Origin of the sequence: Sphaerisporangium fuscum (assembly GCF_018531465.1) — a bacterium.
In the GTDB taxonomy this organism is placed as follows: Bacteria; Actinomycetota; Actinomycetes; order Streptosporangiales; family Streptosporangiaceae; genus Sphaerisporangium; species Sphaerisporangium fuscum.
Map to the genome: position 1 here is coordinate 30,145 of NZ_JAHDTF010000049.1, position 26,069 is coordinate 56,213.

General features: G+C 69.7%; 19 protein-coding genes. 6 read left to right on the forward strand and 13 right to left on the reverse strand.

Annotation, left to right across the window (positions count from 1 at the left end):
* Positions 1 to 40: 40 nt before the first annotated feature.
* Positions 41 to 2,422 carry a helicase-associated domain-containing protein gene (locus KIK05_RS43015; protein WP_214416685.1) on the forward strand — a complete coding sequence of 794 codons (2,382 nt, stop codon included), beginning with the start codon at positions 41 to 43 and terminating at the stop codon, positions 2,420 to 2,422.
* A 379-nt stretch (positions 2,423 to 2,801) separates the two neighbouring features.
* Entirely contained in the window at positions 2,802 to 3,011 is a 210-nt protein-coding gene (locus KIK05_RS43020) for a hypothetical protein (protein WP_214416686.1), read from the forward strand.
* Positions 3,012 to 3,135: 124 nt separating this feature from the next.
* On the opposite strand, the gene KIK05_RS43025 is transcribed toward KIK05_RS43020, so the two are convergent.
* The 4 genes from KIK05_RS43025 to KIK05_RS43040 form a co-directional block, all read right to left on the reverse strand.
* On the reverse strand, positions 3,136 to 5,898 hold the full coding sequence (locus tag KIK05_RS43025; RefSeq protein ID WP_372455663.1) for a penicillin acylase family protein: 2,763 nt from the start codon (positions 5,896 to 5,898) through the stop codon (positions 3,136 to 3,138).
* Positions 5,899 to 6,076: 178 nt separating this feature from the next.
* Positions 6,077 to 6,712 (reverse strand): TetR/AcrR family transcriptional regulator, encoded by a 636-nt coding sequence (locus KIK05_RS43030; RefSeq protein ID WP_308250377.1) that lies wholly within the window; start codon positions 6,710 to 6,712, stop codon positions 6,077 to 6,079.
* Between the two features lie 196 nt (positions 6,713 to 6,908).
* Positions 6,909 to 7,724, reverse strand: a complete 816-nt coding sequence (locus KIK05_RS43035) for an SAM-dependent methyltransferase (RefSeq protein WP_214416687.1) — start codon at positions 7,722 to 7,724, stop codon at positions 6,909 to 6,911.
* Positions 7,725 to 7,898: 174 nt separating this feature from the next.
* Positions 7,899 to 8,450 (reverse strand): DUF1349 domain-containing protein, encoded by a 552-nt coding sequence (locus tag KIK05_RS43040; protein WP_214416688.1) that lies wholly within the window; start codon positions 8,448 to 8,450, stop codon positions 7,899 to 7,901.
* A 107-nt stretch (positions 8,451 to 8,557) separates the two neighbouring features.
* On the opposite strand from KIK05_RS43040, the gene KIK05_RS43045 reads away from it, so the two are divergent.
* On the forward strand, positions 8,558 to 8,878 hold the full coding sequence (locus KIK05_RS43045; RefSeq protein ID WP_214416689.1) for a GroES family chaperonin: 321 nt from the start codon (positions 8,558 to 8,560) through the stop codon (positions 8,876 to 8,878).
* Between the two features lie 90 nt (positions 8,879 to 8,968).
* On the opposite strand, the gene KIK05_RS43050 is transcribed toward KIK05_RS43045, so the two are convergent.
* Together KIK05_RS43050 and KIK05_RS43055 are read right to left on the reverse strand one after the other, a co-directional pair.
* Positions 8,969 to 9,811: an esterase/lipase family protein gene (locus KIK05_RS43050; protein WP_214416690.1), complete on the reverse strand. Its 843-nt coding sequence runs from the start codon at positions 9,809 to 9,811 to the stop codon at positions 8,969 to 8,971.
* Between the two features lie 204 nt (positions 9,812 to 10,015).
* The gene (locus KIK05_RS43055; protein WP_308250378.1) at positions 10,016 to 11,215 is read right to left on the reverse strand and encodes a PucR family transcriptional regulator; all 1,200 of its coding nucleotides are present in this window, start codon (positions 11,213 to 11,215) and stop codon (positions 10,016 to 10,018) included.
* 255 nt (positions 11,216 to 11,470) lie between these two features.
* On the opposite strand from KIK05_RS43055, the gene KIK05_RS43060 reads away from it, so the two are divergent.
* Positions 11,471 to 14,764, forward strand: a complete 3,294-nt coding sequence (locus tag KIK05_RS43060; protein ID WP_214416691.1) for an NACHT domain-containing protein — start codon at positions 11,471 to 11,473, stop codon at positions 14,762 to 14,764.
* Between the two features lie 29 nt (positions 14,765 to 14,793).
* On the opposite strand, the gene KIK05_RS43065 is transcribed toward KIK05_RS43060, so the two are convergent.
* The gene (locus KIK05_RS43065; RefSeq protein WP_214416692.1) at positions 14,794 to 15,222 is read right to left on the reverse strand and encodes a TIGR02611 family protein; all 429 of its coding nucleotides are present in this window, start codon (positions 15,220 to 15,222) and stop codon (positions 14,794 to 14,796) included.
* A gap of 245 nt (positions 15,223 to 15,467) precedes the next feature.
* Between KIK05_RS43065 and KIK05_RS43070 the strand changes: the two genes are divergently transcribed.
* Positions 15,468 to 16,565 (forward strand): hypothetical protein, encoded by a 1,098-nt coding sequence (locus KIK05_RS43070; RefSeq protein ID WP_214416693.1) that lies wholly within the window; start codon positions 15,468 to 15,470, stop codon positions 16,563 to 16,565.
* A gap of 52 nt (positions 16,566 to 16,617) precedes the next feature.
* Here KIK05_RS43070 and KIK05_RS43075 read toward each other — a convergent pair whose 3' ends face one another.
* On the reverse strand, positions 16,618 to 19,521 hold the full coding sequence (locus KIK05_RS43075; protein ID WP_250564405.1) for a cellulose binding domain-containing protein: 2,904 nt from the start codon (positions 19,519 to 19,521) through the stop codon (positions 16,618 to 16,620).
* 317 nt (positions 19,522 to 19,838) lie between these two features.
* Between KIK05_RS43075 and KIK05_RS43080 the strand changes: the two genes are divergently transcribed.
* Positions 19,839 to 21,134, forward strand: a complete 1,296-nt coding sequence (locus KIK05_RS43080) for a sodium:solute symporter family protein (protein ID WP_308250379.1) — start codon at positions 19,839 to 19,841, stop codon at positions 21,132 to 21,134.
* Between the two features lie 566 nt (positions 21,135 to 21,700).
* Here the strand turns inward: KIK05_RS43080 and KIK05_RS43085 are convergent.
* The 5 genes from KIK05_RS43085 to KIK05_RS43105 form a co-directional block, all read right to left on the reverse strand.
* Positions 21,701 to 21,967 carry a hypothetical protein gene (locus KIK05_RS43085; RefSeq protein ID WP_214416695.1) on the reverse strand — a complete coding sequence of 89 codons (267 nt, stop codon included), beginning with the start codon at positions 21,965 to 21,967 and terminating at the stop codon, positions 21,701 to 21,703.
* Positions 21,967 to 22,185, reverse strand: a complete 219-nt coding sequence (locus KIK05_RS43090) for a hypothetical protein (RefSeq protein WP_214416696.1) — start codon at positions 22,183 to 22,185, stop codon at positions 21,967 to 21,969. The genes KIK05_RS43085 and KIK05_RS43090 overlap by 1 nt, the downstream gene beginning before the upstream one ends.
* Positions 22,186 to 22,347: 162 nt before the next feature.
* On the reverse strand, positions 22,348 to 22,653 hold the full coding sequence (locus tag KIK05_RS43095) for a hypothetical protein (RefSeq protein ID WP_214416697.1): 306 nt from the start codon (positions 22,651 to 22,653) through the stop codon (positions 22,348 to 22,350).
* A gap of 99 nt (positions 22,654 to 22,752) precedes the next feature.
* The gene (locus tag KIK05_RS43100; RefSeq protein WP_214416698.1) at positions 22,753 to 23,946 is read right to left on the reverse strand and encodes a helix-turn-helix domain-containing protein; all 1,194 of its coding nucleotides are present in this window, start codon (positions 23,944 to 23,946) and stop codon (positions 22,753 to 22,755) included.
* Between the two features lie 184 nt (positions 23,947 to 24,130).
* Entirely contained in the window at positions 24,131 to 25,528 is a 1,398-nt protein-coding gene (locus tag KIK05_RS43105; protein ID WP_214416699.1) for a replication initiator, read from the reverse strand.
* Positions 25,529 to 26,069: the final 541 nt, after the last annotated feature.

The following is a 26,069-nucleotide window of genomic DNA, read 5'->3' on the forward strand; positions in this document are numbered from 1 at the left end:
CATACGGTGACTCCCCCGCGAGACCCTCGAGAGAGCTGTGATGGATGATCACCTGCTCGACTGGCTGACGACCCTTGATGAAGATCGGCTCGCTCGCGTCCTCGCGGGCCGCCCCGACGCGATCGCGGCGCCCTGGCCACGCCGCCTCGACACCCTGGCCCGGCGCCTGGGCGACAACTTCGCCGTCATGGAGGTCATGCGCGGGCTCCCCCTCCCCCCGCTGGAGATCCTCCAGGCCTGCCTGGTGATCGGTGAGCGCGCCACCCCCGACGAGCTGGCGCGCTTCCTCGGAGTGACCACCGCCGAGGTCCTCCCCTGGCTCGAACGCCTCTACGACCACGCCCTCGTCTGGCCCGGACGCGACGGGCGCCTCCACCTCGCCGGAGCCGTCGCCCGCTGGTGGACGGCACCATGCGGGCTCGGCGACCCCCTCGCCTCCTACCTCGACTCCTGGACCCTCAACATCGAGGGCCTGCGCCGCATCGGCCGCGGCCTCGGCCTGGCCTCCCAGGGCGGGCGGCGCCAGCTCATCACCCGCCTCACCGCCGCACTGGCCGACCCCGACCGGCTTTCGGCCCTGCTGCAGGACGCGCCCGACGGCACGGTCAGCCTGCTCGACGAGTTCGCCTGGGACGGCCCGGTGCGCGGCGTGGACGGCAACCGCTTCCTCACCCCCGGGACGCCGGAGAAGTGGGCCGCCGACCGCGGACTGCTCTACCGCACCCAGTGGGACATGGCCGAGATGCCCCGCGAGGTGGCCCTGGCCCTGCGCGGGCCCGACTACCACCCGCCGTTCACCCCCGAGCCGCCCAGCCTCGGCACCGTCCCGGCGGACGGCGAGGCCGTCGACCATGCCATGTGCCTGGCCGCGCCGCACGCCCTCGACCGGGCCACCGCCCTGCTGGAGAACACCGACAAGACCCCGCTCCCCCTGCTGAAGGGCGGCGGCGTCGGGGTCCGCGAGGTTCGCAGGGTCGTCAAGGAGACCGGCTGCACCGAGGAGGAGACCCGGCTGCTGCTGGAGGTCTGCGCCGTCGCCCGGCTCCTCTCCCTCGACGAGGCCGCCGGCGGCCTGGTGCCGACCAAGCGGTTCGACGCCTGGCGGCTGGAGGACGCCCCGGCGCGGCTGCGCGTGCTGCTGTCGGCCTGGTGGCGCATGGAACGTTCGTCCCTGCGCCGCGGCGGAGGCAGGTATCCCACGGTGCTCGGCGACGACCCCGCCGGTGAGACCGTGGCCCGCATCCGGTGGGCCGTGCTCGCCACGCTCGCCACCCTGCCCGAAGGCACCGCGTTCGCGAGCCTGCCCGAGCTGGTGCAGGCGGTGCACTGGCGCTCCCCGCTGCTCGACGGCGACCTGCTGGCCGAGTGCTGCCCGGCCGTCCTCACCGAGGCGCGGCTGCTGGGACTGGTGGAGTCCGGCACCCTGACCGACCTCGGCCGCGCGCTCGCCGCCCTCGGCTCCGGCGTCGCCGGCGACGAGCAGGACGAGACCGTGCCACAGGTCGAGCGCGACCCCGGGCTGGTCGAGGCCTCGGTGCACGCGCTGGCGAGCGCGCAGCGCACGGCGCTCTTCGGGGCCGACCTCACGGCCGTCGTGACCGGGCCGCCCGCCGCCGAGCTCGCGAGCCTGCTGGACCGCGCCGCCGACCGGGAGTCGCAGGGGACGGCGTCGGTGTGGCGGTTCAGCGCGGCGAGCGTGCGGCGCGCCCTCGACGCCGGGTACTCCGCCGACGCGCTGCTGGAGGAGCTCGGCACGGCGGGCGCCATCCCGCAGCCGCTGGCCTACCTCGTCAGGGACGTGGCGCGGCGGCACGGCGAGGTCACCGTCACCACGGTGGGCTGCATCATCCAGGGCTCCGACCCGGCGCTGCTCGCCGAGATCGCCGCGCATCGCCGCCTCGCCCGGCTCGGCCTGCGGCTGCTGGCCCCGACCGTACTCGCCGGGACCGCACCGGCCGAGCGTACGCTGGCCGCCCTGCGCGACGCCGGGTACGCCCCCGTCCCGGTGGACGACACCGGGGAGATCGCGGTGAAGCGGGAGCCGCAGGGCGGGCGGTTGATCCTGCTTCCGGGCGGCCGGGTGGCCGAACTGGAGGAACCGCAGCCGCTGATCACCGACCCGCCGCCCGACCCGCGCGAGCACGCCCGTCGCCTGGTGCGCGGCCGCGACGAGGAACGCCACACCGGCCAGACCTGGGCGGTCATCGGCCGCCTGGCGACCCGGCTGCCCACCGCACAGCAGTCCCTGCTCGGCTTCGTGGTCGACCGCGGCGTACGCGCCCTCATCACCCTGTCCGACGGCCTGACCGCCACCATCAGCCACGGCGAACTCCGCCGCGGCGTCCTGGACGCCTGGTGCGAGGAAGCCGGCGACTACCTCGAGTTCCCCCTGGCCGAGATCGCCTCGGTGACCAGCGGCTGACTCTCCACCGACGCGGCTATAAGAGGTCCGCCTTCGGCCGCCCTGGCCTGGGGAACCTGGGTGGGCGGCAGTGACGAGCCGGGGACGTGTGGAACGGGCGGGCGTTCATCGGTTGAGGGACGGCATGAAGACTCGCCCTGTCCAGGAGCTCTCACGCTGCCGCTACTCGTGCCGTCGATGGCTCTTCTTGCCGACGAAGCCCAGAAAGGCTCGACAGCCAGCGAAAAGTACATATTTTCCGTGACCTTCGCCCAGGTCACGGGGGCATTTCGGGTGTCCGGCCGACTTTTCCAGGCATGACCACGGTTTCCGGGGGCACAGAGGCGGCGGGAGTGGTCGTGCCGTTTCCTTTTTCGACACCAGGGTGGAGGCGGAGCGGATGGAGACCCTCAAAGGACACCGCGGATCGCTGCTGTCGTGGGGACTGGCGGCTGTGGAGGAAAGGCTCACCGAACTGGCCCAGGCCGTCCACCTCCGGCACCACTGGTACACCATCGAGATGATCGGCCTCGTCGTCACCCAGCAGTGCGCCGACTGCGAGCGAACCCGGGTGCGGGTCCGCTCCCCCAAGCTCATGCGAACGGCCTGAGAACACCTGCAAGATCACGGCAGGCGCTCCCGCCGACCCCGCCGCACGCCGTCCCACCCACTCGCCGCACACCACCCCACCGACCCCGGTGGCGAGCGAGACCGCGACAGCGGGTGAAGTCAGGTCAGGGCAGCAGGGTGAGGGTGTTGGCGGTGTCCTTGCGGACCGCGGGTTCTGTTTGGCGCATGGGGGTGGTGGCGCCGTCGGCCCAGAGGGGGGCCTGGTCGGCGTAGTTGGTATGGAAGGCGTGGCCCGACGCCCCGGTCAGGTTGGACCAGCGTGAGCGGTCCAGGTCGCCCAGGTCGACGATCATGCGCATCGACGGCACCCAGTTGACCTCGTACCCCTCGGTCGTGTCCCACCCGGTGGCGTCGACGGCGTCCTTGCCGCCGGCCAGCCGCAGCGGGCCCCGGTTGAACAGCCACTCGATGGGGCCGATGCCGGAGGTGCCGAACGTCTCGTTGGTGAGCTCCAGGGTGTGGAGGTCGCCCCAGCGCCAGTCGCGCGGGGAGTCGCCCAGTTTCTGGCGGAGCTCCTTGGACGCGTCGGCGGTCGCCGCCGCCAGGATGTCGTCGCGCGTCTCGATCTTGCCCTTGGTGCGCACGTCGTCCCACCAGCGGTCGCCGGGCTTGTCGAGCAGCGGGCGCACCACCTCGTACCAGCGGTCACCGCCGCCCGCCCGGCCGCCCTCCGGCAGTTCGTCGTCGAAGGTCCGCTGGAGCAGGTGACGCCAGACGGCGTTGAAGTACGCGGCGGGCGCCGAGTCGCGGCCCTGGGTGAAGTCCCAGCCCTTCAGCAGTTCCCCGGCCTCGGGCGCGGCTCCGGGCGCTCGGAGCAGGTACGGCACGAGGACGGGCGCCAGGCCGTTGACGGAGTCCATCTGGATGTCGCGCATGGTGCCGGCCGTGATCTCCCCGCCGGCCATGGCCTGCTTGATCCGGTCGACGATGCGCTGTGAGCGGTAGCCGTAGGACCAGTCGGAGGTGAGGAACCGGCTGTACGACGGGCCGATCGCGGCGTTGTTCGCCGTGGCGATGAAACCCTCCGGCGGGTTGTACGCCATCGGCAGCTCGTCGAAGGGGATGAAACCGGTCCACTCTTCGTCGCCCGTCCAGCCGCGCGAGGGCCACTGACCGGGTTCCACCGTCTCGCTCCGCTCGCCGCCCTGGGGCGCCGGCGGGGCGGCGCTCTTGTCCGACGTCCGATCACCGCGCCCCGCGCCGGCACTCGCCGGCCGGAGGGGGATGCGTCCGGGCGCCTGGTAGCCGATGTTGCCGTCGACGTCGGCGTAGATCATGTTCTGCGCGGGCGCCTCGAAGAAGGAGGCGGCCTTCCTGAACTGCTGGAAGTCGGAGGCGGTGTCGAGCAGGAGCAACGCGTCGGCCGTGCGGCCCGGGTCGAGGGCCGTCCAGCGGAGCGCGACCTCCAGCCCCTGCCGGCCCCCGGCCGACGCGCCCGCCGCAGCCGGCTCCGACCCGCCGGGCTTGCCCGCCGTTCCCGGTGAGGCCATCGCGCCGGGGGTCTCCCCGGCGTGCGCGGCGGAGCCCGGGATGGCGTCGTTCGCGTCCCCGAGGACGCCGGAGACGATCGGCCCGTGGCGGGTGGATCGAACGGTGAGCTTCTGGGACGGCCGCCCGGCGATCTTGATCTCCTCCGTGCGGGTCTCCAGGGGCAGCCACTGGCCCTTGAACTCGTAGGTGTCGCCCTTGGTGCGTTCGAGGTAGAGGTCGGTGACGTCGGGGCCGAGGTTGGTGAACCCCCAGGCGACGCGGTCGTTGTGGCCGATCACCACGCCGGGCAGCCCCGAGAAGGTGTAGCCGACGACGTCGTAGGGACAGGCCGCCGACCTGACGCGGCAGTGCAGCCCGGCCTGGTACCAGATGGAGGGGATGCGCGGCCCGAGGTGCGGGTCGTTGGCCAGCAGCGGCTTGCCGGTCGCGGTGTGCGCGCCGCCGACGACCCAGGAGTTGGAGCCGATGCCGGCGGGGTCGGCCCCGCTCGTGCCGAGCAGCGACGGCACGGCCCCGAGCGCCCGCGACACGTCCCGCAACACGCCCGTGGACGCCGGCGCGGCGCCCATCCCGGCCGCGACTCCGGTCACGGGCGCCTTGCCCGGGACGCCGGTCACGGAGGTCTTGCGCAGGGTGCCCGCCTCGGTGGAGGCCCGCGCCGTCGTGCCCGTGCCGGTGGTGAACGTGCCGTCGTGGACGGAGCCCGCGGTGACGATCGGCTGGTGCCTGTCGTACGGGTACGGCGGGAAGAGCTGCCGTACCCGGTCACCGGGCAGGACGGCGGCGTCGATGGCCCGTTCGAGCTCGCTCGACATGTTGGACCGGAGGTCCCAGGCCATCGCCTTGAGCCACGCCAGGGAGTCGGCCGGGGTCCACGGCTCGGGGGTGTAGGCGCGGTTGGTCAGCTTGAGCACCGCGTATTCGAGGCTCCTGTCGGCGAAGCCCTGGTGCGCGGACATCCAGGCGTTGACGCCGGCCGCGTAGTCCTCCAGTGCCTGGCGGGTGCGCGGGTCGAGCAGGGCCACCTCGCGCTCGGCGACGCGGCGCCAGCCGAGCGTGCGGACGACCTTGTCGACCGCGAGCGTGGAGGGGCCGAACAGCTCCGAAAGCCGCCCGGCCGTGGTCTTCCGGCGGAAGTCCATCTCCCAGAAGCGGTCCTGGGCGTGGACGTAGCCCTGTGCCTTGAACAGGTCGCCCGGGTCGTCGGCGTAGATCTGCGGGATGCCGTACCGGTCGCGCAGCACGGTCACCTTCGCGTGCAGGCCGGGCAGCCGGACCTCGCCGTCGAGCTGGGGGAACGACTGCCGTACCGCCCAGACGGCGACGCCGCCGAGGACCATGGCCAGGACGACGAGGGCGGTGAGGACGCGCGCCACCCACCGGAGGGGGCGGGGAAGCCGAACGTAGGGGGCGATCCTCACGGTTCTGCGGCCTTTCTCGACTGACGGCGCCTCACAGTATGGGGACCGTCAACAGCGTGATCGGTCACCGGGAGGTCGCTGTTCGGCCACCCTAGTGCCGCCCTCCGACAGTCCGGCCCGGCCCGGGGGCGGGCTACCGGCCGGTCACGGCGTTCACGACGGCGCGCAGGCCCTCGATCGTGCGGTCGATGTCGTACTCGTCCCTCAGAGCGGTCACGACCTCGGCCGCGAGCGGAGCGAGGAGGGCGTGCGCCAGGTAGTCGGAGTCGCGGTCCGGGGAGGCCTGCGTCAGGAGGATGGCGAGGTGACGGTGCCAGAACCGGTAGGCGCCGATGCGGTAGCGGGCTCCGGGCGCGGCGGTCTCCGACACCCGCACGAGATCGAGGTGGTCGTACAAGTAGCGGGCGTAGGCGTCCAGGAACGCCAGGATCCGCTCGCCGGGCGGTGCCCCGGGGCCGAGCGGGGGCGGGCCGAAGACGATGGCGCGCTGCAGCTCGCGTTCCCGCTCGTCCAGGAGCGCGACGGCGAGGCCCGATTTGTCGCCGAACCTGCGGAACAGGGTGCCCTTGCCCACTCCGGCCTCGGCGGCGATCGCGTCCATGGAGACGGCGGCGACCCCTTTCTCGCGGAAGAGCTTCGCCGCGGCGGCGAGCACCTTCTCCCGGTTGCGGGCGGCGTCGGCACGTTCACGCGGAGGCTCGCCGCCGAGCAGGCTCAGAAGCTCGCTCGACGAACCGGACTGCGGTCCGCTGACTTCCTCATCGTTCACACAACCGGACTGTAGTCCAGTTCATTCGGAGGGTCCAGTCATGACCGCGCTCATCAGCCGCGACGAGCTGCGGGCCGCCATCGACACGGGGGCCGTCACCGTCGTCGACGCGCTCGGCGGCTCTCGGGCCTCCCCGTCGAGACGGGCGTCCACGCCGGGGCGTGAGGACGCCGGGCGGCGCGAGGCGGCCGCGGTATCAGGGGGAGATCTTGCGGCCCACGCCGCCGACCAGCCAGTCCTTCTCGGGACGGTGGACGTTCAGCGGGTTCTCGGGCCGCCACTGGCGCACGTAGACCAGGCCCGGATCGACCAGCTCGAACCCGTCGAAGAAGCCGAGCACCTGCTCGCGGGTGCGCGAGGCGTCCTCGTTGCGCTTCAGGACCCGCTTGTAGACCTCGACGATCGGCTTGGCCGCCTCGGGCCGGGAGTCGAAGACCGCGTGGATCACCATCAGGTGGCTGCCGTCCGGCAGCAGGTCGCGCAGCTCGGCGACCCGCTTGAACGGCCCGTCCTCGTCGGGGACGAACTGCAGCGCGCTCATCACGATGACGGCCACCGGGCGCGACAGGTCGAGCACCCGGCGGAGGCCGTGGGCGGCGAGCAGCTCGGCGGGATGGAGGATGTCGCCCTCGACGACGCCCGTGCGCTCGTCGGTAGCGAGCAACGCGCGGGAGTGCGACAGCACGACGGGGTCGCGCGAGGCGTACACCACGCGGGCGTCGGGCGTGAGCCCCTGGGCCACCTGGTGGGTGTTGTTCCCGCTCGGCATCCCCGCGCCCACGTTGAGGAACTGGGTGATCCCCTGCTCGACCAGGTAGCGGATCACCCGCGTGTGGAAGGCCTGCCCCTCGCGGGCCATGTCCCGGATCTCCGGGGCGATGGCCAGGAGCTCCTCGGCCGCCTTCCGGTCGGCGGCGAAATTGTCCTTCCCGCCGAGGAAGTAATTGGCGATGCGGGCATGGTTCGGCGTGCTGGTGTCCAGGCCGGCGGGCCAGGAGGTCTCATCGGTCACGCTTCACTCCCCGTCGTGGACGAGACCGGAGGCACCGGACGGCACGGCGGCCGCCGTGAGCCATCCACGCCCATTGGGCATCCAACATATCCATATTACGGTCTCCGACACTTGGGGCTTTGCCGTGAAACCTGCCGTTCACCCTGATAAATGGGGCATTTACCGACAAATGCGTCACACAAGGGTCACCGAAGTGAAGCGGACCTCGAATCCGTCCCCTTGCGGCGCCGCGCACATGACGCCCGCCAGAGCCGGGGCGCCGGGAGGGAAGTAAGCCAGGCGGAGCATGGTGAGCGGCTCGGCGCCGTCGAGGCCGTACCGCACGGTCACGGTGTCGCCCTCGCGCGCGAGCTCCAGGGTCACGGCCTCGACCGGACCGGCGAGCGGGACGACCGACCAGTCCGAGAAGTCACGGGTCACGACGGCGCTGAGGTTGATCCGCCCGTCGACGTACTCCACGCCCGCCTTGATCCAGGTGGTCTCGTCGGCCCGCAGCACGGCGCCCGCCTGGTCGTACTGCTCGGCGTAGGCCGCCTCGAACGTCGCGGTGACCTTGACGTCGCCGGGGACGACCTTGCCGAACATGTGGGCGTCGTCGCGCGTGAACCCGTAGTGGGTCACCCGCCACAGGTCTGTGCGCGGCCCCGCGGTCATCCGCAGGTCGTCGCCCGCCGACCATTTCGCCGGCTCGTTGATCCACTGCCAGCCGCTGAAGTCCTCGTTCATCACGCCTCCCGCCACCACCCTATCGATCACCCCAATGGGAACGCTCCCACCATCCGACGGCCGGACACCCGGTCCCCCTTGACCTGAGCTCGGAATAAGCTTCCAACGTGGGTGACCCGAAGTTCGAGATCCAGATGCTCCATGATCGCGTCATGGTCAAGGTCGAGCCGGACCGTGAGGAGCGCCGCAGCTCCGCGGGCATCGTCATTCCCGCGACCGTCTCCATGGCCAACCGCCTCGTCTGGGGGGAGGTGTGCGGCGTCGGGGCGAGCGTGCGCCTGGTGAAGGCCGGCGACAAGGTGCTGTTCAACCCCGAGGACCAGTACGAGGTCGAGGTCCACGGGCAGGTCTACCTCGTGATGCGCGAACGCGACCTGCACGCGGTCGCCACGCAGCAGTCCGAGCAGGGCACCGGCCTCTACCTCTGACCCTTCGCCGCTCCCCCGGCGTCCCGGGACGTGGGCGAGGCCGTACGCGTGCCCCGGGCGGCGCGCCCGCCCGGGGCATCTGGCCGAGGGTCAGCCCAGCGGGTCGAGGCAGTTGATCGAGCGGTGGGAGGCCGCCCCGTCGAGCTCGTTTAGCACCATCCGCTGGACGACGGGGTCGAGGATCACGCCGATGTGGGCGCTGAAGTCCAGAGGGCAGGCGTCCTGGAGGAGGATGTTCCTCACCCCCGAGCCGGCGAGGTACGCCGAGGTGTAGGGCGTGACGACCTCGTCGTACCGGGTGGTGATCACCGTGTACTTCACGCCCGCGACCGTCTCACCGCCCGCGTTGAGGTTCTTCAGGAAGTCGGACCCGGCGATCTGCTGCCCGCACGCCTGGCAGGCGTCGGTGACGATCCCGGTGACGCCGAGCAGGTCGCCGAGGGCCACCAGGCCGCCGAGCGTGGTGCCGTGGTTGGAGGGCACGAGGGCGACCAGCTTGTTCACCTTGGCTCCCCCGCCGAGGAACTTCAGGTAGTACCGCGGCATCATGCCGCCCTGCGAGTGCCCGACGAGGTCCACCTTGGAGGAGCCGGTGGCGGCGAGCACGCGGTCGACGAACGCCGACAGCTGCCGGGCCGACGCGGCGATGTCGCCGGTGGCCTGGATGAACGCGTCCTCGTCGGCGCCTCCGTAGTTGAGCGCGAAGACGCAGTAGCCGTTGTTCTTCAGCACCGGCGAGATCTTCACCCAGTTGATCGCCATGTTCTCGATGGTGCCGTGCACGAGCACCACGGGACGCGGGTGGGCGGCCGAGGGCTTGCACCCCCAGTCGTTCGCCCCCTGGGGAGAGGTGGCGGCGTGCGCGGTGCCGGTGAGGGCCGAGGAGAGGAGTACCGCCCCGAGCAACGCCGAGACGACGACCCGAAAACGCATGACTTTTCCGCCTTCCAGCCATTAACAGCCCGTTTCGGCTGAATGGCAGAAAAGTTAAGGCAGCGCCGGTCGAATAACTTGTCCCCGGCCGACAAACCACCCCACCCAACTGTCACGCGAATGACAAAACCGCACGTCAGACAGGTCGAAGAGAACTCACTACCCCCACATTTCACGCTTTACGAAAGCGCGGAGCGGCGCTTTTCAGCGCTGTGCGGCCCGGGCCGCCAGAGCCCGGGCACGGAGTGCTATTTCCAGCTCGAACCGGTCGTTCGGCGCCTTCAACTGGTCGCTGAAGAGCTCCGTCGCCTGGCGGAGCCGGTACCGCACGGTCTGCGGATGGACGTGCAGCCGGGCCGCCACCTCGTTGGCGTTGTAGCCGCACTGCAGCCAGGCGAGCAGCGTCTCGGCGATGCGGTCGCGCTGCGCGGGACGCAGGGCGCGCAGCGGCGCGAGCCGCGCCTTGCGCATCACCCTGATCAACGCCTCGTCCTTGAAGATGATGAGCGTCGACAGGTGGTCGGCGCAGCGGATCACCCGCTCCCCCGGCAGCACCCCGCGGCGGGCCAGGGCGAGCGCCTCGCGCGCCAGCCGCAGTGACTGCCCGGCCTCCTGCAGGGGCACGGCGGGGCCGAGGGCGACGACCCAGTCCCGCGGCACCGCGTCCAGCAGGCCGGACCTCCCGGGGCCGTCCGGGTCGGGGACGACCATGCAGGGATCCGACCGGTCGAGGTCGGACAGCACGTCGGGCGGCAGCGCGGGCCGGGCGGCGACGCCCGGCGAGCGGGCGGCGAGCGCCACGCCGGCGACGGTCTTCGGCACCGTCCACCGCACGGCGCGGGCCAGGTCCTCCACGGCGCGCAGGTCGGCGGGCGGGTCGGACACGAGCAGGTCGAGCAGCCGCCGGCGGCGCAGCTCGAGCTCCCCGGCGACCTTGATCTGCGCCTCGGCGTACCCCTCGGCGGCGGCCGCGGCGATCTCGTCGAGGTAGACGAGGATGGCCTCACCGACTTCGCACATCCGCCGGCGGGAGAGGTTCAGCCGCTCCGACTCCATCGCGAGCCGGCGCCATGCCACCCTGGCGCAGATCCTCAGGGCCGCCTGCAGCGAGTCGAGAGGACGTCCCTCGTTGGCCTCGCCCTTGCCGATCGCGCGGTAGACCTCCAGCAGCCTGCCCTTGCTCGATCCGCTCGCCGACACCCGGTCGAGGAACTGCTTGAGCGCCTCCTCGACGGCACGGCGGACGGCCCTGACGTACTTCTCGTCGCCGGGCCGGGAGTACTCCGGCACGCTGGCCTGGATCTCGCCGATCATCTCCTCGGTCAGATCGGCCAGATGGGCACGGATGACGTCGGCGAACTCCTTGGGCAGGCGGGACGTGGCCGGGGCCGCGACGCCGCTCACTCGTGTCCCTGGGCAGCGCTCACCTGGTGCACCTCTTGTCCGGTGAGGATCCGTGAATCCGGACGTTACTCCGATATGACAATGTTCCTATGGTTTCACCCACATTTCTCGGGTATCCGGTACGCACCCAGGTGACAATCTGATATAGGCACGCTCCGTGACGGATATGCCGCCGGTCCCTTCGACTGATCCACGCCGGCAGTGTCCTTCCGGCAAGATGATGGAAATTCCACCCTCTTCCGGAGGAACCCGTCGGTGAGCAGAGAAGTCCGTTATGCCGATGCCGTCCGCCTGCTCGGTGGCGAGAGCGGTGCCGCGAAAGCCCTGGACACCGTGCTGGGCGGCGGCCTTCTCGTCGGCTCGGTGTTCAACCCGGCGTTGCTCGCCCTCTTCGACCCCAAGGCCGACTTCGTGGGCGTCGGCCGGGAGCTGGTCGGACGGGCCCGCGGGCTGGTCAAGGGCAAGGACCGGCGCAGCCGCACCGAGTTGCTGGAGGCCGCGCACACGATCGTCGTCGTCACCGCGTTCTTCGAGGCCTTCGCCGGGCTCGACCTGCCGTTCGACCACCGGAAGCTGGAGCTGACCCGCGAGGAGCAGACCACCCTGGGCGCGCGGGCCGCGTCCGGGCCGTGGGACGCCTTTCCCTGGAAGGGGATACCCGGCTGTCCCCGGCCGGGCCTGCCGTACGAGCGGGCGCGTGCCGAGCTGTTGGCGTACTACACGCGCTTCACCAACGAACTGGAGGCGTTCGTGTCCGGGCTGGCCGTCGTGGCGAGGATGCCGGAGAGCGACCGCGATCAGCTCCGAGCCGCCGCCCGGATGCTGCCGGCCGAGGCGCTGAAGGCCTACGAGGACGGTTACCGGCGGCTGGCCGGTGACGTCCCGGAGTTCGCCTTCTGGTCGGAGATGGTGGACCACCAGGCGACGCGTGCGGAGCTGTCGGTGGGCATGTCCCGCCTGGAGGAGCTGCTCACCGAAGTCTCCAGCGGCCGGGTGCCCGAGGATCGGATGCGGAGCATCGCCGGTGCCAACCGGGCGCTGCTCGACCGCCCGGTGGCCCAGAGCGGCGACGTGCCGGAGGGCATGGTCATGCCGTCCCTGGCCGAGGCCTACATCCACCCGCGCTTCCGGGTCGCCGAGGTCGGTACGGCCGGGGACCCGAGCTCGGAGCAGTGGTGGTCCGGTGTGGCGGTGCGCGACGAGGTGCAGGAGTTCCTCTTCGGACATCTGACCAGCTCGGCCGCGCTGCGCGCGCCCCTGGTCGTCCTCGGGCAGCCGGGATCGGGGAAGTCCGTGCTCACCCGGGCGCTGGCCGCGCGGCTCCCGGCGTCCGACTTCCTGCCGATCCGGGTGCCGCTGCGCGACGTCCCCGCCGACGGGAGCGTGCAGGACCAGATCGAACACGGGATACGGGCGACCACCGGCGAGCGCGTCGACTGGCCGGACCTCGTCCGGTCGGCGGGCGGCGCGCTGCCCCTCGTCCTGCTGGACGGCTTCGACGAGCTGCTCCAGGCCACCGGGGTGCGCCGGTCGGACTACCTGACCGCGATCGCCGACTTCCAGCGGCGCGAGGCCGAACTGGGCCGTCCGGTGGCCGTCGTGGTGACTTCGCGGACGGCCGTCGCCGACCGCTGCGCCTTCCCGGCGGGGACCATGGCCGTACGGCTCGAACCCTTCGCCCCGGAGCAGGTCCGGCAGTGGCTGGCGGTGTGGAACGCGGCCAACGCCGGCTTCTTCGCCGCTCGTTCCCTCGAACCTCTGGAGCTCGACGACGTCCTCGCCCAGCCGCAGCTCGCCGAGCAGCCGCTCCTGCTGCTGATGCTGGCCCTGTACGACGCCGACGGCAACGCGCTGCGCAAGGCCTCGGAAGGGCTGAGCCGGGCCGAGCTGTACGAGCGCCTGCTGGACCGCTTCGCGCGCAGAGAGGTCGCCAAGCATCATCCCGGCGCAGAACTGGACGAACTGGTCGAGCGAGAGCTGCTGCGCCTGTCGGTGGTGGCGTTCGCGATGTTCAACCGTGGCCGCCAGTGGGTGACGGCCGAAGAGCTGAACGCCGACCTCGCCGTCCTGTGCCCGGCCGACAGGGCCGAGCCGGTCGGCATGCGGGCGCCGCTGACCGACGCCGAAGTCGTCATCGGCCGCTTCTTCTTCGTCCACCGCGCCGAGGCCACCCGGGACGCGGGCGTCCTGCGCACCTTCGAGTTCCTGCACGCCACCTTCGGCGAGTACCTGATCGCACGGCTGATCGCGGTCGAGCTGGACGAGCTCCTGGCCCGCCGGTCGTCGGCGAGACGCGCTTCGCTCGGCCGGACCGGCACCGACGACGACCTGCTCCACGCGCTGCTGTCGTTCGCCGTGCTCGCCACGCGCGGCCCGATCCTCGACTTCCTGTCCGAACTGGTGCGTGAGAGCGAGAGGGGCCGGTTGACCGGGCTACTGATCGACCTGCTGCGCGGTGTGGACGCCCGGACCGCACCCGGATATCCCCAATATCGACCGGCCTCCACCACCATGGTGGCTCTCTACGCCACCTACAGTGCCAACCTCCTGCTGATGGCCGTACGGGTGAGCCCTGGCGGACTGCACGCCGGCGATCTCTTCGGCGGGGAGGACGACGCTGCCGTCGCCTCATGGCGCCGACTGGCCCTGCTGTGGCAATCACAGTGCTCGCCGGAGGAGTGGGAGAGCCTGGTCCAAGCCGTCGATGTCCAAAGGGTCTGGCGAGGCCGGACGCGCGATTTGAAGCTGTCGGCCGGTAACCACTACATCACCCCGTTCCACAGCCAAGACCTGTACTGGACCTATGACGTCCCACCAGGTGACGAGCGCCGGGACTCCTGGCTCCTCCCCAAGGACCCGCTGACGATCATCGGTCACGCGCAGTTCATCTGTTCGCCCGAGACCGATCTGCTGGCGCATCTCTCCGAACCGATCATGCGATCACGCATCGGGCAGGACCTGATAGCCCTTGCCCCGCAAGAAGTCGGGATCCAGACGGTCACCCAGGGCCTGCTCACCTTGATGGTGTCGCGGCCGGATGAGCATCTGGTGAGGGCGTACGAGCAGTATTTGCGCACCTTCAGCCCTCAGTTGATACATACTTCGCGCCTCTTGCCGACGTATCTCGCCATGCTGACCGCGGACGCGCCTCGTATCCCGGTGGAGCGGTTGACGGGGATCCTGTCCATGCTGTGGAAGCAGCAGTTGCTCGATGATATTCCGGAACTCGTGGACGACCTGGCGACATGTCTGATCGCCGCACTGGGGCGTGGCGCGGCCGAGGATGAGAATCTTGCCCGCTTCTGGTTCCGGCGTTCCTCGATCCTCAGAAACGGCTGCCGGGGCGACCTGCGGGTGTGGCTCGCGCTGGCCGAGCGTAGCGTCCTCCCCGTCTCCGACCGCCGTTTCCGCCCTGCCAGGGCTTCGCTGGCGCTCGCGGCGAGCACTGATCCCGATCTCGTCTATCGTGCTCTGTCGATCGCCAAGGAACGGGAGATATGGGATCTGGCGAGCGTGCTGTCTTCTCTTCTCGCGACGGACGACCGGTAGAGGTCACCGGCTCTGGTGAGCGGCGGCCGTCACCCCAGGAGCCGCCGCGCCTGCGCCACCAGGTCGAGGCCGACGGTGTACTTCAGGGTCAGTACGACGATGACCGCCGCCAGGACCAGGGTCAGGGTGCCGACGAGGATGCGGACCGGCCAGCCCTGGCGCTTGAGCCAGTCGGTCCAGGCCGCGAGGGTCTTCTTGCCGAACTCCAGCAGGCGGTGGGCCCAGACGAACTCGGTGGCCAGCAGGGCGAGGCCGGCGAAGACGATGAGCCAGCCGGGGCCCGGCAGCGGGACGAGCAGCAGGCCGGTGACGACCAGCGTGGCCCCGCACACCCCGATGACGATCTTCAGGGTCAGCCGCCCGGTGCGGGTGGACCGGATGTCGTCCAGCCATCCCTTGAGGCCGTCTCGGCGGGTGCCTTCCTTGGCGTCGCCGCTCCTGTCGCCGGTCAGCGCCATGTCCCTCCCTGTCCGCCCGGATACCGCTCCCCCAGAATATGGGCGGTCGTCCGCGTCTGGTCTCCTCCGCGAGTAGAACGCGCCGTACGACTCAAGGCGGAGGCGGCACGGTTGGGCCTTCTCAAAGGCCGGGGCGCGGGTTATCAAAAGGCGCCGGACGCGGTTGTGAACCCTCCGGGCCGCCTTTGGATCACCGGCCCCCGCGTCTCCGGCGCAAGCCCATCCGACCGTCGACGGAGGACGACATGCGCCAGTTACGAAGAGTGGTCTTACGGCTGCTCCTGATCACCACCATGCTCGCGACCGGAATCGCCGCGGTGGCGACCGGTGCCGCGGCCGCCGTGCCTGACCGGTGGGGGTTCGCCCTGGTCGACGTCACCTCCGGGATTCCCTCGCCGAGCCACCAGGCCGGCAGCTGGCCGGGTGGGTTCAACGTCACGGTCAGCCCCGGCGGCACCGGTGAGGTGTTCGTGAAGTTCCCGATGATCGGCGCGGCCGGCGTCGACAACAGCGTCGTGCACGTCACCGCGATCTCGGAGCTCGCCCAGTGGTGCCAGGCCGAGAAGTGGTGGACGGCCGGCACCGACGAGATCGTGGCGGTGCGGTGCTACCTGTACGGCGGCACGCCGCAGTTCTCGCGGTTCAGCATCGTCATCGAGGACAGCTCGGGCGGGCTTCCGGCGCCCCAGGCCCTCGGGTACGTGTACTGGAACGGCGGGGCCACCGCCGCATCGTTCAACTCGGCCGGCGCGCCGAACACCGTGGTCCCGACGGTGACCGGCGTGTGGACGGTCACGCTGAACGGCGTGGGATCCACCGTCCAGGAGGGCGGCTTCCAGGTGACGGCGGTCGACTCCGGCGTGCCGGCCCGGTGCAAGCTGAGCGCCTGGTCGTGGACGGCGAGCGCCCAGAAGGTGCAGGTGCGCTGCTTCGACGCGACGAACGTGCCGCTGAACACCGGCTGGACCCTGACCTACCAGCGCCAGCGGGCCATCACGGGGGCGGCGATCCCGCCGAAGTACTTCGCCTACACCTACGACAACATGCCGGCCGCGCTCGGGCCGTACACGCCGGTGCCGGCCGGGGTGACCTTCAACTCGGTGGGCTCCTTCAACGAGATCCAGTCCGCCGGTCCCGGGCTGCGGCTGGTGACCTTCCACAAGGTCGGCGTCCTTCCCGACCACGTCCAGGTCACCGCGTTCGGTCCGGGCCCGCAGTTCTGCAACCTGCTGACGACCTGGGCGACCTCCGGCATGGAGGTGCTGGTGCGGGACGTCGCCTGCTACAACGCCACGACACGGGCGAACAACGCCTCGATGATCAGCTACACCTCCGCGCTCTGAGCGCGAAGCGGGCCCGGCGCCGGGAAGGCGCCGGGCCCGCGGCCCGGGAGCCTCAGCTCGCCGTGCAGGTGACGTTCGCCGGGTCGGTGTTGGTGGTCGTCCAGGTGCCGCTGAAGCCGAACGACGTGGAGCCGCCCGCGGCGAGGTTGCCGTTGTAGCTCACGTTCTTGACGGTGACGTCGGCTCCGGACTGGGTCAGGGCGCCGTTCCAGAGCTGGGTGACCGTCTGGCCGTTCGCGAAGCTCCACTTCACCGTCCAGCCGCTGATCGGGGCGCTCCCGGTGTTCTTCACGGTGACGTCGCCCTGGAACCCGCCCTGCCAGGAGTTGGTGACCTTGTAGGTCGCCGTGCAGCCGTTCCCGGTCCCGCCACCTGAGGTGGTGGTGAACGTGACTGGGCCGGACGCCGCGGAGGTGTTGCCGGCCGCGTCGCGCGCCACCACGTAGAAGGTGTAGGAGGTGCTCGCGGTGAGCCCCGTCAGGACGTACGACGTGGACGTCGCCGTGCCGACCTTGACGTCGGTGGCGCCGGCCTCGCGGTAGACGTCGTACCCGGTGACGCCGACGTCGTCGGTGGAGGCCGTCCACGACAGGGTGGCGCCCGTGGCGCCGACCGACGAGGCGGTGGGGGTGCCGGGCTTGGTCGGCGCGGTGGTGTCGGGCGTGCCGTTGCCGCCGCCGGTACGGTCGCCGTAGATGATGCCCCGGCCGTTGGTGCCGATGTAGACGCGGCCGTAGACGCGCGGGTCCCCGGTCAGCGCCTCGCCCAGGTTGCCGTACTGGTGCTGGTCGTCGTTGATCCGCACCCAGGCGCCGGCGGCGTCGTCCGATCGATACACGCCGTGCACGCCGTCCACCGTGCCGACCAGGTAGAGCGCCTGGTAGGTCCTGCCGGGCGCGGCCTTGCCGAAGCCGATGTTGTCCGCCTCGGTCACGCCGGACACCTTGGTGAAGGAGGCGCCGGAGTTGGTGGAGTGCCACAGGCCACCGGTGCCGCCCGCCAGCCAGATGTCGCCCTCGATGCCGGGCAGCGCCTTGAAGTGCACGCCGGACGCGGGGAGCCCGGAGGCCGCCGTCTTGGCGAACGTGGCGCCGCCGTCGGTGCTGACGTAGAAGCCGCCGTTGGAGAAGGCGTAGAACTTGTTCTTGTTGAGCCGGTCGGACTCGACGATCGCGTTCGCCGGGACGCCGGACGACTGGCTCCAGCTGTTGCCGTACCCGACGGAGTAGACCACGGGGAGGCCGGAGTCACCGGGGGCCCACACGAACCGGCCGCCGTCGGCGCTCGCCGCGACGGTGCCGCCCTTGTTGACGCCGCTCGGCTCGCCGCCTTGGAACCAGTTGGCGCCGCCGTCGGTGGAGAAGGCCACGTGGCTGTCGTTCGGGCGGTCGGAGTCGGTGAAGTCGCCGGCCCTGACCATGACGCCCGGGTTGGTCTCGGCGTAGTCGAGGCTGGTGGTGCTGGTGAAGACCGGCTGGGTGAACATCTTCGACGGCACCTTGGTGAGGTCGTCGTGCCGGAAGCCGCCGATGTCGCCGAGCGCGCTCACCAGCGGCGGGCCGGACGGCGGGCTGATCAGGTCCAGTACGGCGGTCTCCTCCAGGCCGCCCACCATCGGCTTGATCGTGAACTGCCCGCCGGAGTCCCATTTGGTGAGGTCGGTGGTGCCGTAGATCGTGGCGCCGGTGCCGTACATCATGCGGTCGGAGTCGAACGGGTCGATCTCCAGCGACTCGTTCATCCAGCCGAGCTTCGGCGTGACCTCCGGCGGCGAGGGGTTGGCGCCGAACGTCAGCCACGGCGCGGCCGAGATGTCCATCTTGTAGCGGAAGGAGCGGTTGGGGTAGCTCGTCCAGTCCCAGACCCGCGTCCAGGTGGCGCCGGAGTCGGTGCTGCGGAAGAAGATGGCGTCCGGCCACCAGGAGACCTGCGTCGCCACCATGACCGTGCCCGGATGCCGGCGGTCGACCGTCAGGCCGCTGTAGCCGAAGTAGTCGTCACTGCTGCTGGAGGGGATGGGGCTGATCTGCGTCCAGGCGCCGGTCGCGGTGGTGTAGCGCCACACGTCGCCCTTGGCCCCGTCGTACGGGCCGCCGGTGTCGCTGGTGGCGATGTAGAGGTAGCCGTTGGCGGTGTCCAGGACGCCCTTGTGCGCGATGTACCCGGTCGGCTGGCCGGCGATCCGCTCCCAGGTGGTCCCGCCGTTGGTGGTGCGGTAGACCGTGTTGGCCTTGTCCGCCACGCCCACGTAGATCGTCTGGGTGGCGTTGCCCGAACTGCCGGTGCGCTTGTCGAACGTCACCCAGACCACGCCCTGGTTGTCGCCGAGGTAGGCGTCGCCGGGGCTCTGGACGTAGGTGCCGGCGTTGGGGAAGTTGGCGACCTTCGACCAGGTGACGCCGGAGTCGGTGCTGCGCCACAGGCCGTTCCCGCTGGGGGCGCCGAAGTACAGGACGCTGTTCTTGTTGGGGTCGACGGCGAGCCGCTCGCCCATGCCGCGTCCGGGCATGTTGCCGCCCAGCTTGAACGGCAGCACGGTACGGCTCCAGGTCGCGCCCTTGTCGCTTGACCGCAGGATCGCGCCGTTGTTGGGGTCCCAGGAGTTGGTGTACATGCCGGCCGCGACGTAGACCTTGTTCGGGTCCACCGGGTCGCTGGCGAGGCTGGCCACGCCGTTGTAGCCCCAGTCGTCCCAGCCCACCCAGTCGAGCAGCGGCGTCCAGGTCTGGGTGGCCTGGTTCCAGCGGTAGGCGCCGCCGATGTCGGTGCGCGCGTAGATCAGGTCCTTCTGGGTCTGGTTGAAGATGATCCCCGGTACGAACCCGCCGCCGGCGATCTGGACGTTCCTGTAGGTGTACGGATCGGAGGCGGCCGCGGTGACCGGCGGCGCCTTCACACTCGCGACGAAGCACGCGGCGAGCGCGATCGCGAGCATGCTGAGGAGCTTCCTGCGCATGAACGGTTCCCTTCGAAGTGCCGCCCAAGACGCCTCCCGGCGTGCTCCAGGCAGCGGACAACCGCCATGCACGATCAGGCGGGACCCTGACCGTCGACCTCCAGCGTGCATGGTGACGACGAGGCTCCTGACAGCCTCCGCCGCAGGTTCACACAGCCGGGCCGGGCGCGTCAATAGTTTGGGCGCTAAACTTTCTCGCCGCCGTCGCTCGGCGCCGCGGCGCCACACGGACGATCACCATGCCCTGTGTGACGAGGGCTCATAATTCGCACGAAGCAGCAGGTGAAAGCAGGAAAATTCCGGGTAGCGGGGGGTTCGTGCCTCAACACCTAACCCTCGCGGCGCAGGACCTGCGGCTGAACGTCAACGTCCTTGACTATGTCGTCCTGGCGCTCTACTTCGTCACCGTCCTCGGCATCGGACTCGCGGCCCGGCGCGCCGTGCGCACGAGCCTGGACTTCTTCCTCTCCGGCCGGTCGCTGCCCGCGTGGATCACCGGCCTGGCGTTCCTGTCGGCCAACCTCGGCGCCACCGAGATCCTCGGCATGGCCGCCAACGGGGTGCAGTACGGCGTGCAGACCGTGCACTACTACTGGATCGGCGCCGTCCCCGCCATGGTCTTCCTCGGCATCGTGATGATGCCGTTCTACTACCGCTCCAAGGTGCACAGCGTCCCCGACTTCCTGCGGCGCCGCTTCAACGGCCAGACCCAGCTGCTCAACGCGATCACCTTCGCGCTGGCGCAGATCCTCATCGCCGGGATCAACCTGTACGCGCTCGCCCTGGTCATGGGCGCGCTCCTCGGCTGGCCGCTGCTGCTGTCGATCGTCGTGTCGGCGGCGATCGTGCTCGCCTACGTCGTCCTCGGCGGACTGTCGTCGGCCATCTACAACGAGGTCATGCAGTTCTTCGTGATCCTCGCGGGCCTCATCCCGGTCACCGTGCTCGGGCTGATCAAGGTCGGCGGGTTCTCCGGCCTGGCCGACAAGGTGCGGCACTCCGCGCTCGGCGACCCCGGCCTGCACGCCTGGGCCGGCACCGGCTCCGGCGCCACCAACCCGCTCGGCGCGCACTGGATCGGCATCGTGCTCGGCCTCGGATTCGTGCTGTCGTTCGGCTACTGGACGACCAACTTCGCCGAGGTGCAGCGAGGGCTCTCCGCCCGCAACACCACCGCGGCGCGGCTCACCCCCATCGTCGCCGCCTACCCCAAACTGGTGATCCCCGCCGTGACGGTGATCCCCGGCCTGGTCGCCCTCGTGCTGTTCAACGACCTCGGCAAGCCGGGCGGCCCCCAGTACAACTACGCGATCCCGCTGCTGATGGGCGACCTGCTGCCCAACGGCGTGCTCGGCATCGCCGTCACCGGCCTGCTCGCCTCCTTCATGGCGGGCATGGCGGCCAACATCAGCGGGTTCAACACCGTCTTCACCTACGACATCTGGAAGTCGCACGTGAAGAAGGACAAGCCGGATGAGTACTACCTGCGGCTCGGCCGCCTCGCCACCGTCGGCGGCGTGGTGCTCGGCGTCGGCACCGCCCTGATCGCCGCCGGGTTCAGCAACATCATGAACTACCTTCAGAACCTGCATCCACGCAACTCTTTCGCGTGAAGTCGCAGCCATCCAGCTCAGCCGGTCATCGACGCAGCACAACGGCTTTTACCAGGTCGAACACCTAGCCGGATCTCATCTCCGCCCCCGCTTGCATGACCCGCTCGCCACGATGAGGCACATTTCGGCGAGAACCTTCTCTACATGGTCTAGGCGGCGCGCAAGCGCGCCGCGCGGCGGTCGGTGCCCTCCCCCCGCCGGGCATGCGGCCTGGGGGCCGGTCCCGGCGGGGGAGCACCGCCGCCGCAGGCAACGAGCGGCCGAGGACATGTGAGATGTCTGCCGAAAGCCGATCGAAAGCCGATCAAGGTGCGGCTCGCACGGGGCAGCGTTCCTAGGTGTCCACCAGTACAGCCCTACGATCGCCATGCTGTGGCTGGTCTCCACACGGGGTTGGGGGCGATCGAAGGTCTGGGACTTCGTTCCTCAGCCCCAGCCCACCGAGCAGCACGGGCGATGTCCCGAGGAAGCTTGCCGAAACATGGATGAGCCCCCACCAGTGCTTCCCCGTGGGGGCCTCTGCCGCGCCGGACGCTTATGACCCTCGCCTATCCGGCACGACATGATCAGGGGGTGGCAGCGTCATGCGTGCTGCGGCGTGCGGCTTGGATCACGGTCCATTCCTCGTCGGAGACCGGGGGGATGCCCAGAGAGACGGCCGCCTTGTCGAGGCCGTCACGGTCGAGGTCCCAGGCGCGCATCAGGCCCTCAGCGTGCCGCCGTCGCCGTTCGTTCTCTACGATCTGCGCCACTGCCGAACGAACCCGCTTGACCGTCTCCGGGTTCGCCTGCCGCTGGTCTTGCGGCACGTCACGGGGCAGGTAGTAGAACATCAGCCGCCCCAGTACGAGCTAAGGATGACCAGCGCCGCCAAGGTATCGGCCGCCGTCTTGGGGTCACTGACCGGGCACATCGGCTTGGGCTCCCCACCGCGCGGACGCAGCGCATATTCGGGTTCCTTCGCCTCCTCGTACACAGTGATCGTGCCTAGCGGCTTGCCGTCCGAGCGCCACACGTCCAGCTCGGGAGGACCGTAGCTCAGGTACCCCATCGCTTGGCCGTACTGGAGACCGACCCGGAGCTTGACCGGTCTGCTGAGCAGGACCGAAAGCCCCTTAGCTCGCAGATGGGGAGCCAGCTTGCTCAGGTAGCCCGCGAGCTTCTCGGAGTGCTTCTCAGATCGGATTGACGACGCCAAAGGCCGGGGCACCGCTCAGCCCCCCGCCGTAGCCGTCTCGGCAGCGCCATCACGAGGCGCTATGTCCTGCTGGATGCGCTCTTGCTCGCCGAGGAGACGAGCCAGCTCCGTGTCATTGTCGGCGTCCAAAGTGCGGCACAAGCCCCGGTCGAGATCATCCTCGGAGATGACGTCCGTCCGCGTGGCGTACCAGCCGGAGGGCTCGCACTGATCGTTTCGTCCGCGCCAGACGCGCCATCGGGGGAACCGGATGCGCAGGCGGCCCACGATCTCGTCGTCCGCGTCCCAGTAGTGCAACTCGTTCGCGTCTCGGAAACCCATGCATGGGACGGTAACCGTAACGCTCGGTTACAACGAGGGACGCAGTGTCAGGGTTGGTCGAGGCCGCACCCTGAATCCGTACATGGTGTACGGGCTCGACTAACTGACGCCCCCGAACTCCTGAACCAGGGTGCGCAACGGTGCGGAAAGCCGGGTCTTACGTTCGGCCAGGTCCACCGTCAGACTCCGCGCGAAGCCCTGATGACGGAACCACTCCGGCGACAGCTCACGAGCCCGGACCGTCGCAGCCAGGGCATCGTCAGTACGACGGCGCTCCAACAGCGAACGCGCCTCGTTCAGCAGGTGCCGCCCAAACTGGACCTTGAACAGGTCATCCCGCCGTACCCGCTTCGACGCTTCCAGCGCGGCTTCAGGCTCATGCAGGGCCGTCATGATGTGCGTCGTCTGGACAGCGACATGCGAGGGACCGAACGACACCCAGTAGTCATGCCGGTCTTTAGCCACACGAGCCGCACCAGCAGCAGCAACGCGCAAGTACTCTTCCGCCCGCTCGCGATCAGTGCGCGCACCAGCCGACACGGCCGCATTGAGGATGAGCCCGCCCCATGCGGTGATCTGTTCCGGGACGGCCTTCGACATCACCGGCTCGATCTCGTCTGCCGCTGACGTCGCCAGTTGTTCGGCCTCTTCGAGTCGCCCCTGATGGAGCATGACCCAGGAATACGTACCGTAGAGCGTCGCCAGCCGCCAAGGGTCGTTGCCGTCCTTAGCAGCGAGGATCGCCCGTTCGGCAGCGATGGCCGCAGCGTCGTCACGTCCCGTGTGGACCAGGACGCACGAGGCCAGTTGCCAGGCATGAGCCAGCGCAGCAGCACCAGCAGCCGGATCGTTGGCATGCAGAAGACGGCACTCGTTGATCAGGTTCGGGAGGTCCGCCGCGAGGACGCCGAACTCCCCGCCAAAGTAGGCCCCGTAAGCGCGCTCTACCAGCCGCCACAGGCTAGCCGCATCGGCGGGCTCTCCCTCGTGGTCGGGATGCAGCGTGGGCAGCAACCCAGGATTGATCACAGCGTCGCGCACGCTCAGGACGGCCGCACCGGGCACGGGATCTAACGCGGGCTTCTTACCGGCGATCACGCCGGGGTCGACGTCGAGGGCGCGAGCGAGCTTGACCATCGAGGCCCAGGACATCGACTCGCGTACGTCGCGTTCCAGGAGGGAGACGAGGTCGAGGCTTACACCGGCTCGGTTGGCTAGCTCTTGCTGGCTGTAGCCGCGATCCAGGCGAAGGGACCGCAGCCGCTTCCCGACTGTCGAGTTGCCATCGGCCATAGCTCTTACCCCTTCCTGGGGACAACTCCGATTCCCAGGGTAAAGCGAGCGACCTAAGCCCGTGGAGGCTATGGTCTTACGAGATCGTGACGTGGTGTCGCCGGCCGAACTCCCTTGCGGTCGCCCTTCGGGTGCCTACGGCATTCCGCCGGCCACACCACTCACGTAGCGGATCAGCCAGCCATCAGCCGGAGGACTCCTGCCGGTTCTGTTCCCGAGCGATGGCCCGAGCTGTGGCCAGGCGTTGCCGGATCACCTCAGCCCAGAACGCCTCACCGTCCCGGTAGCCGCTTCCGTCGAACCGCCACTCTCCCACCGTCACCGTCTGCCGCTCACCCCGATCGGGCAGGCCCCGCCGCTTGCGAGACTCTTCCGCCTGATGATCGGCCCGAGCCTGCCGCAGACTGCCGAGCGTCACCGAGTAGCGGCGGCTCTTGGTGGAAAAGTGCCCCCGGTAGCCGAGCATGTGAGCCCACTGCCGAAGCGGCACCAGCCGATACTCGGGCAAGTCACCCAGCACGAAGCACGTGTAGATCATGCGCCTCGCGTGCTCAGTGACGTCGAGGTATGCCACATCCCGCAACTGCCGAACCGGGCGGTCGACCGTCCCGGAGGCTTCCGCGCCCTTGGTGGCGTACTTGGCGATGTAGGACGCCACCCGCTGATCTGCGACCCCTTCCAGCGACGCGGCAACGTAGATCGGTTCCACGTCGAGTTGGTCACCCCACCGGGCGACGAACGAGGACCCCACAGGGACCGCGACCGCTGCCGCCGTCTCCTGTATCGCCGTCTGGAGTACGGGGACGCTCGCCCAGTCCGGTGGAGGAGCATCCGGCCCGTCCGGTCCGTCGAGCCGGATCACGGCATGGAAGTGGACCAGGCCCCGCGCTTGGTACTCGGCGACCTTGGCGTACGACAGCCGCAGCCGACGCCGTAACTCCCCCCGCGTGATGCCCAGCCGCCGGGCGAAGGTGGCCGGTAGAGCCTGCGTGAAGCGCCGCCACAACTCGCCCGCGTGAGCGTTCCACAGCACCGCGCCGGGATAGTCGTAGCAGTCCACGCAGATGGGTTGCCCGATCTGGGGATCATCTTCCGCGTGCCGCGCCCCGCACCCTTCCGGCCGTCCGTGCTCACACACGGGGTTGTCTCGCCGGGGACGACAGGGCAGCGTCTTGCCGTCCCTCTCACGTCGACCGTGGACCGCGCCGAACGAGGGGGCGGTGAAGGTGGCGAACACCCGAGGATGCCCGCCCACATCCTCGGGAACGCCTTTGCCGCCCCGCAGCCCGGACAGGATCAGGTGATAGGTGTCGTCCCGGTACACCTCGGCGCAGGCAGGGCAACGAGACTTGCGACGGTTGCCGCAGGCGGTGAGCAGGTACCCCGTGGGCTCATCAGCCGTCCGGTAGACGTCGAGGATCTCTAGCGACGAGTCGAAGGTGATCCGGCGACCTTGAAGCCGGATCGGTTGGGCACACCCGCCCGTCGCGCGCACCATCTCTTGCCACCGGGCGAAATCAGGCATGGACGCACGACGAGCAGCGGCGTAGACCTCGGGAGAGAACGGAGGAGCCTCGCTCACGCGGCACCCCTCCCGCTCTCGGCAGGAAGTTGCGGAACGACGGGAGAGGGACGGGGGTCTATCTCCACGTCGAGGATGGCAGCGACGCGCCGCCATTTCTCGGTTGACCACTCAGGAAACTGAGCGGCCTTGCGCTTGCCCCACTCCTGAGCAAGCTTGATGTGCGGTCCCAATTCGTCGGGTACCAGCGGGGGGCTCCTTTCGCCGCAGGGAGCCACCGAAACACGGAAACGAAAGCATCACCGGCAGGCATGCCAAAGAAACGACATGACCTAGAGTGCTACTTTCAGCGGGAGTTATTTGGAGTGTTATAAATTTAAGGCGCGATGTTTTATATACCGATTGGCGTGCCAAATTTTTGGCCTACCGTTGGGCCGGGTCCCTCCAACGGAACGGCAATCATGTTTTATATATTTAGTTGCCCGGTGATTTATTCACGCCGGATCAGGTCGCGTATCGGTCCCCGCTGTTCTTGCCTCTCGTGATCGGACGGCTTGGACGTCTCTAGATCTACCACGTTCCTAACGATCAAGACCAGGGG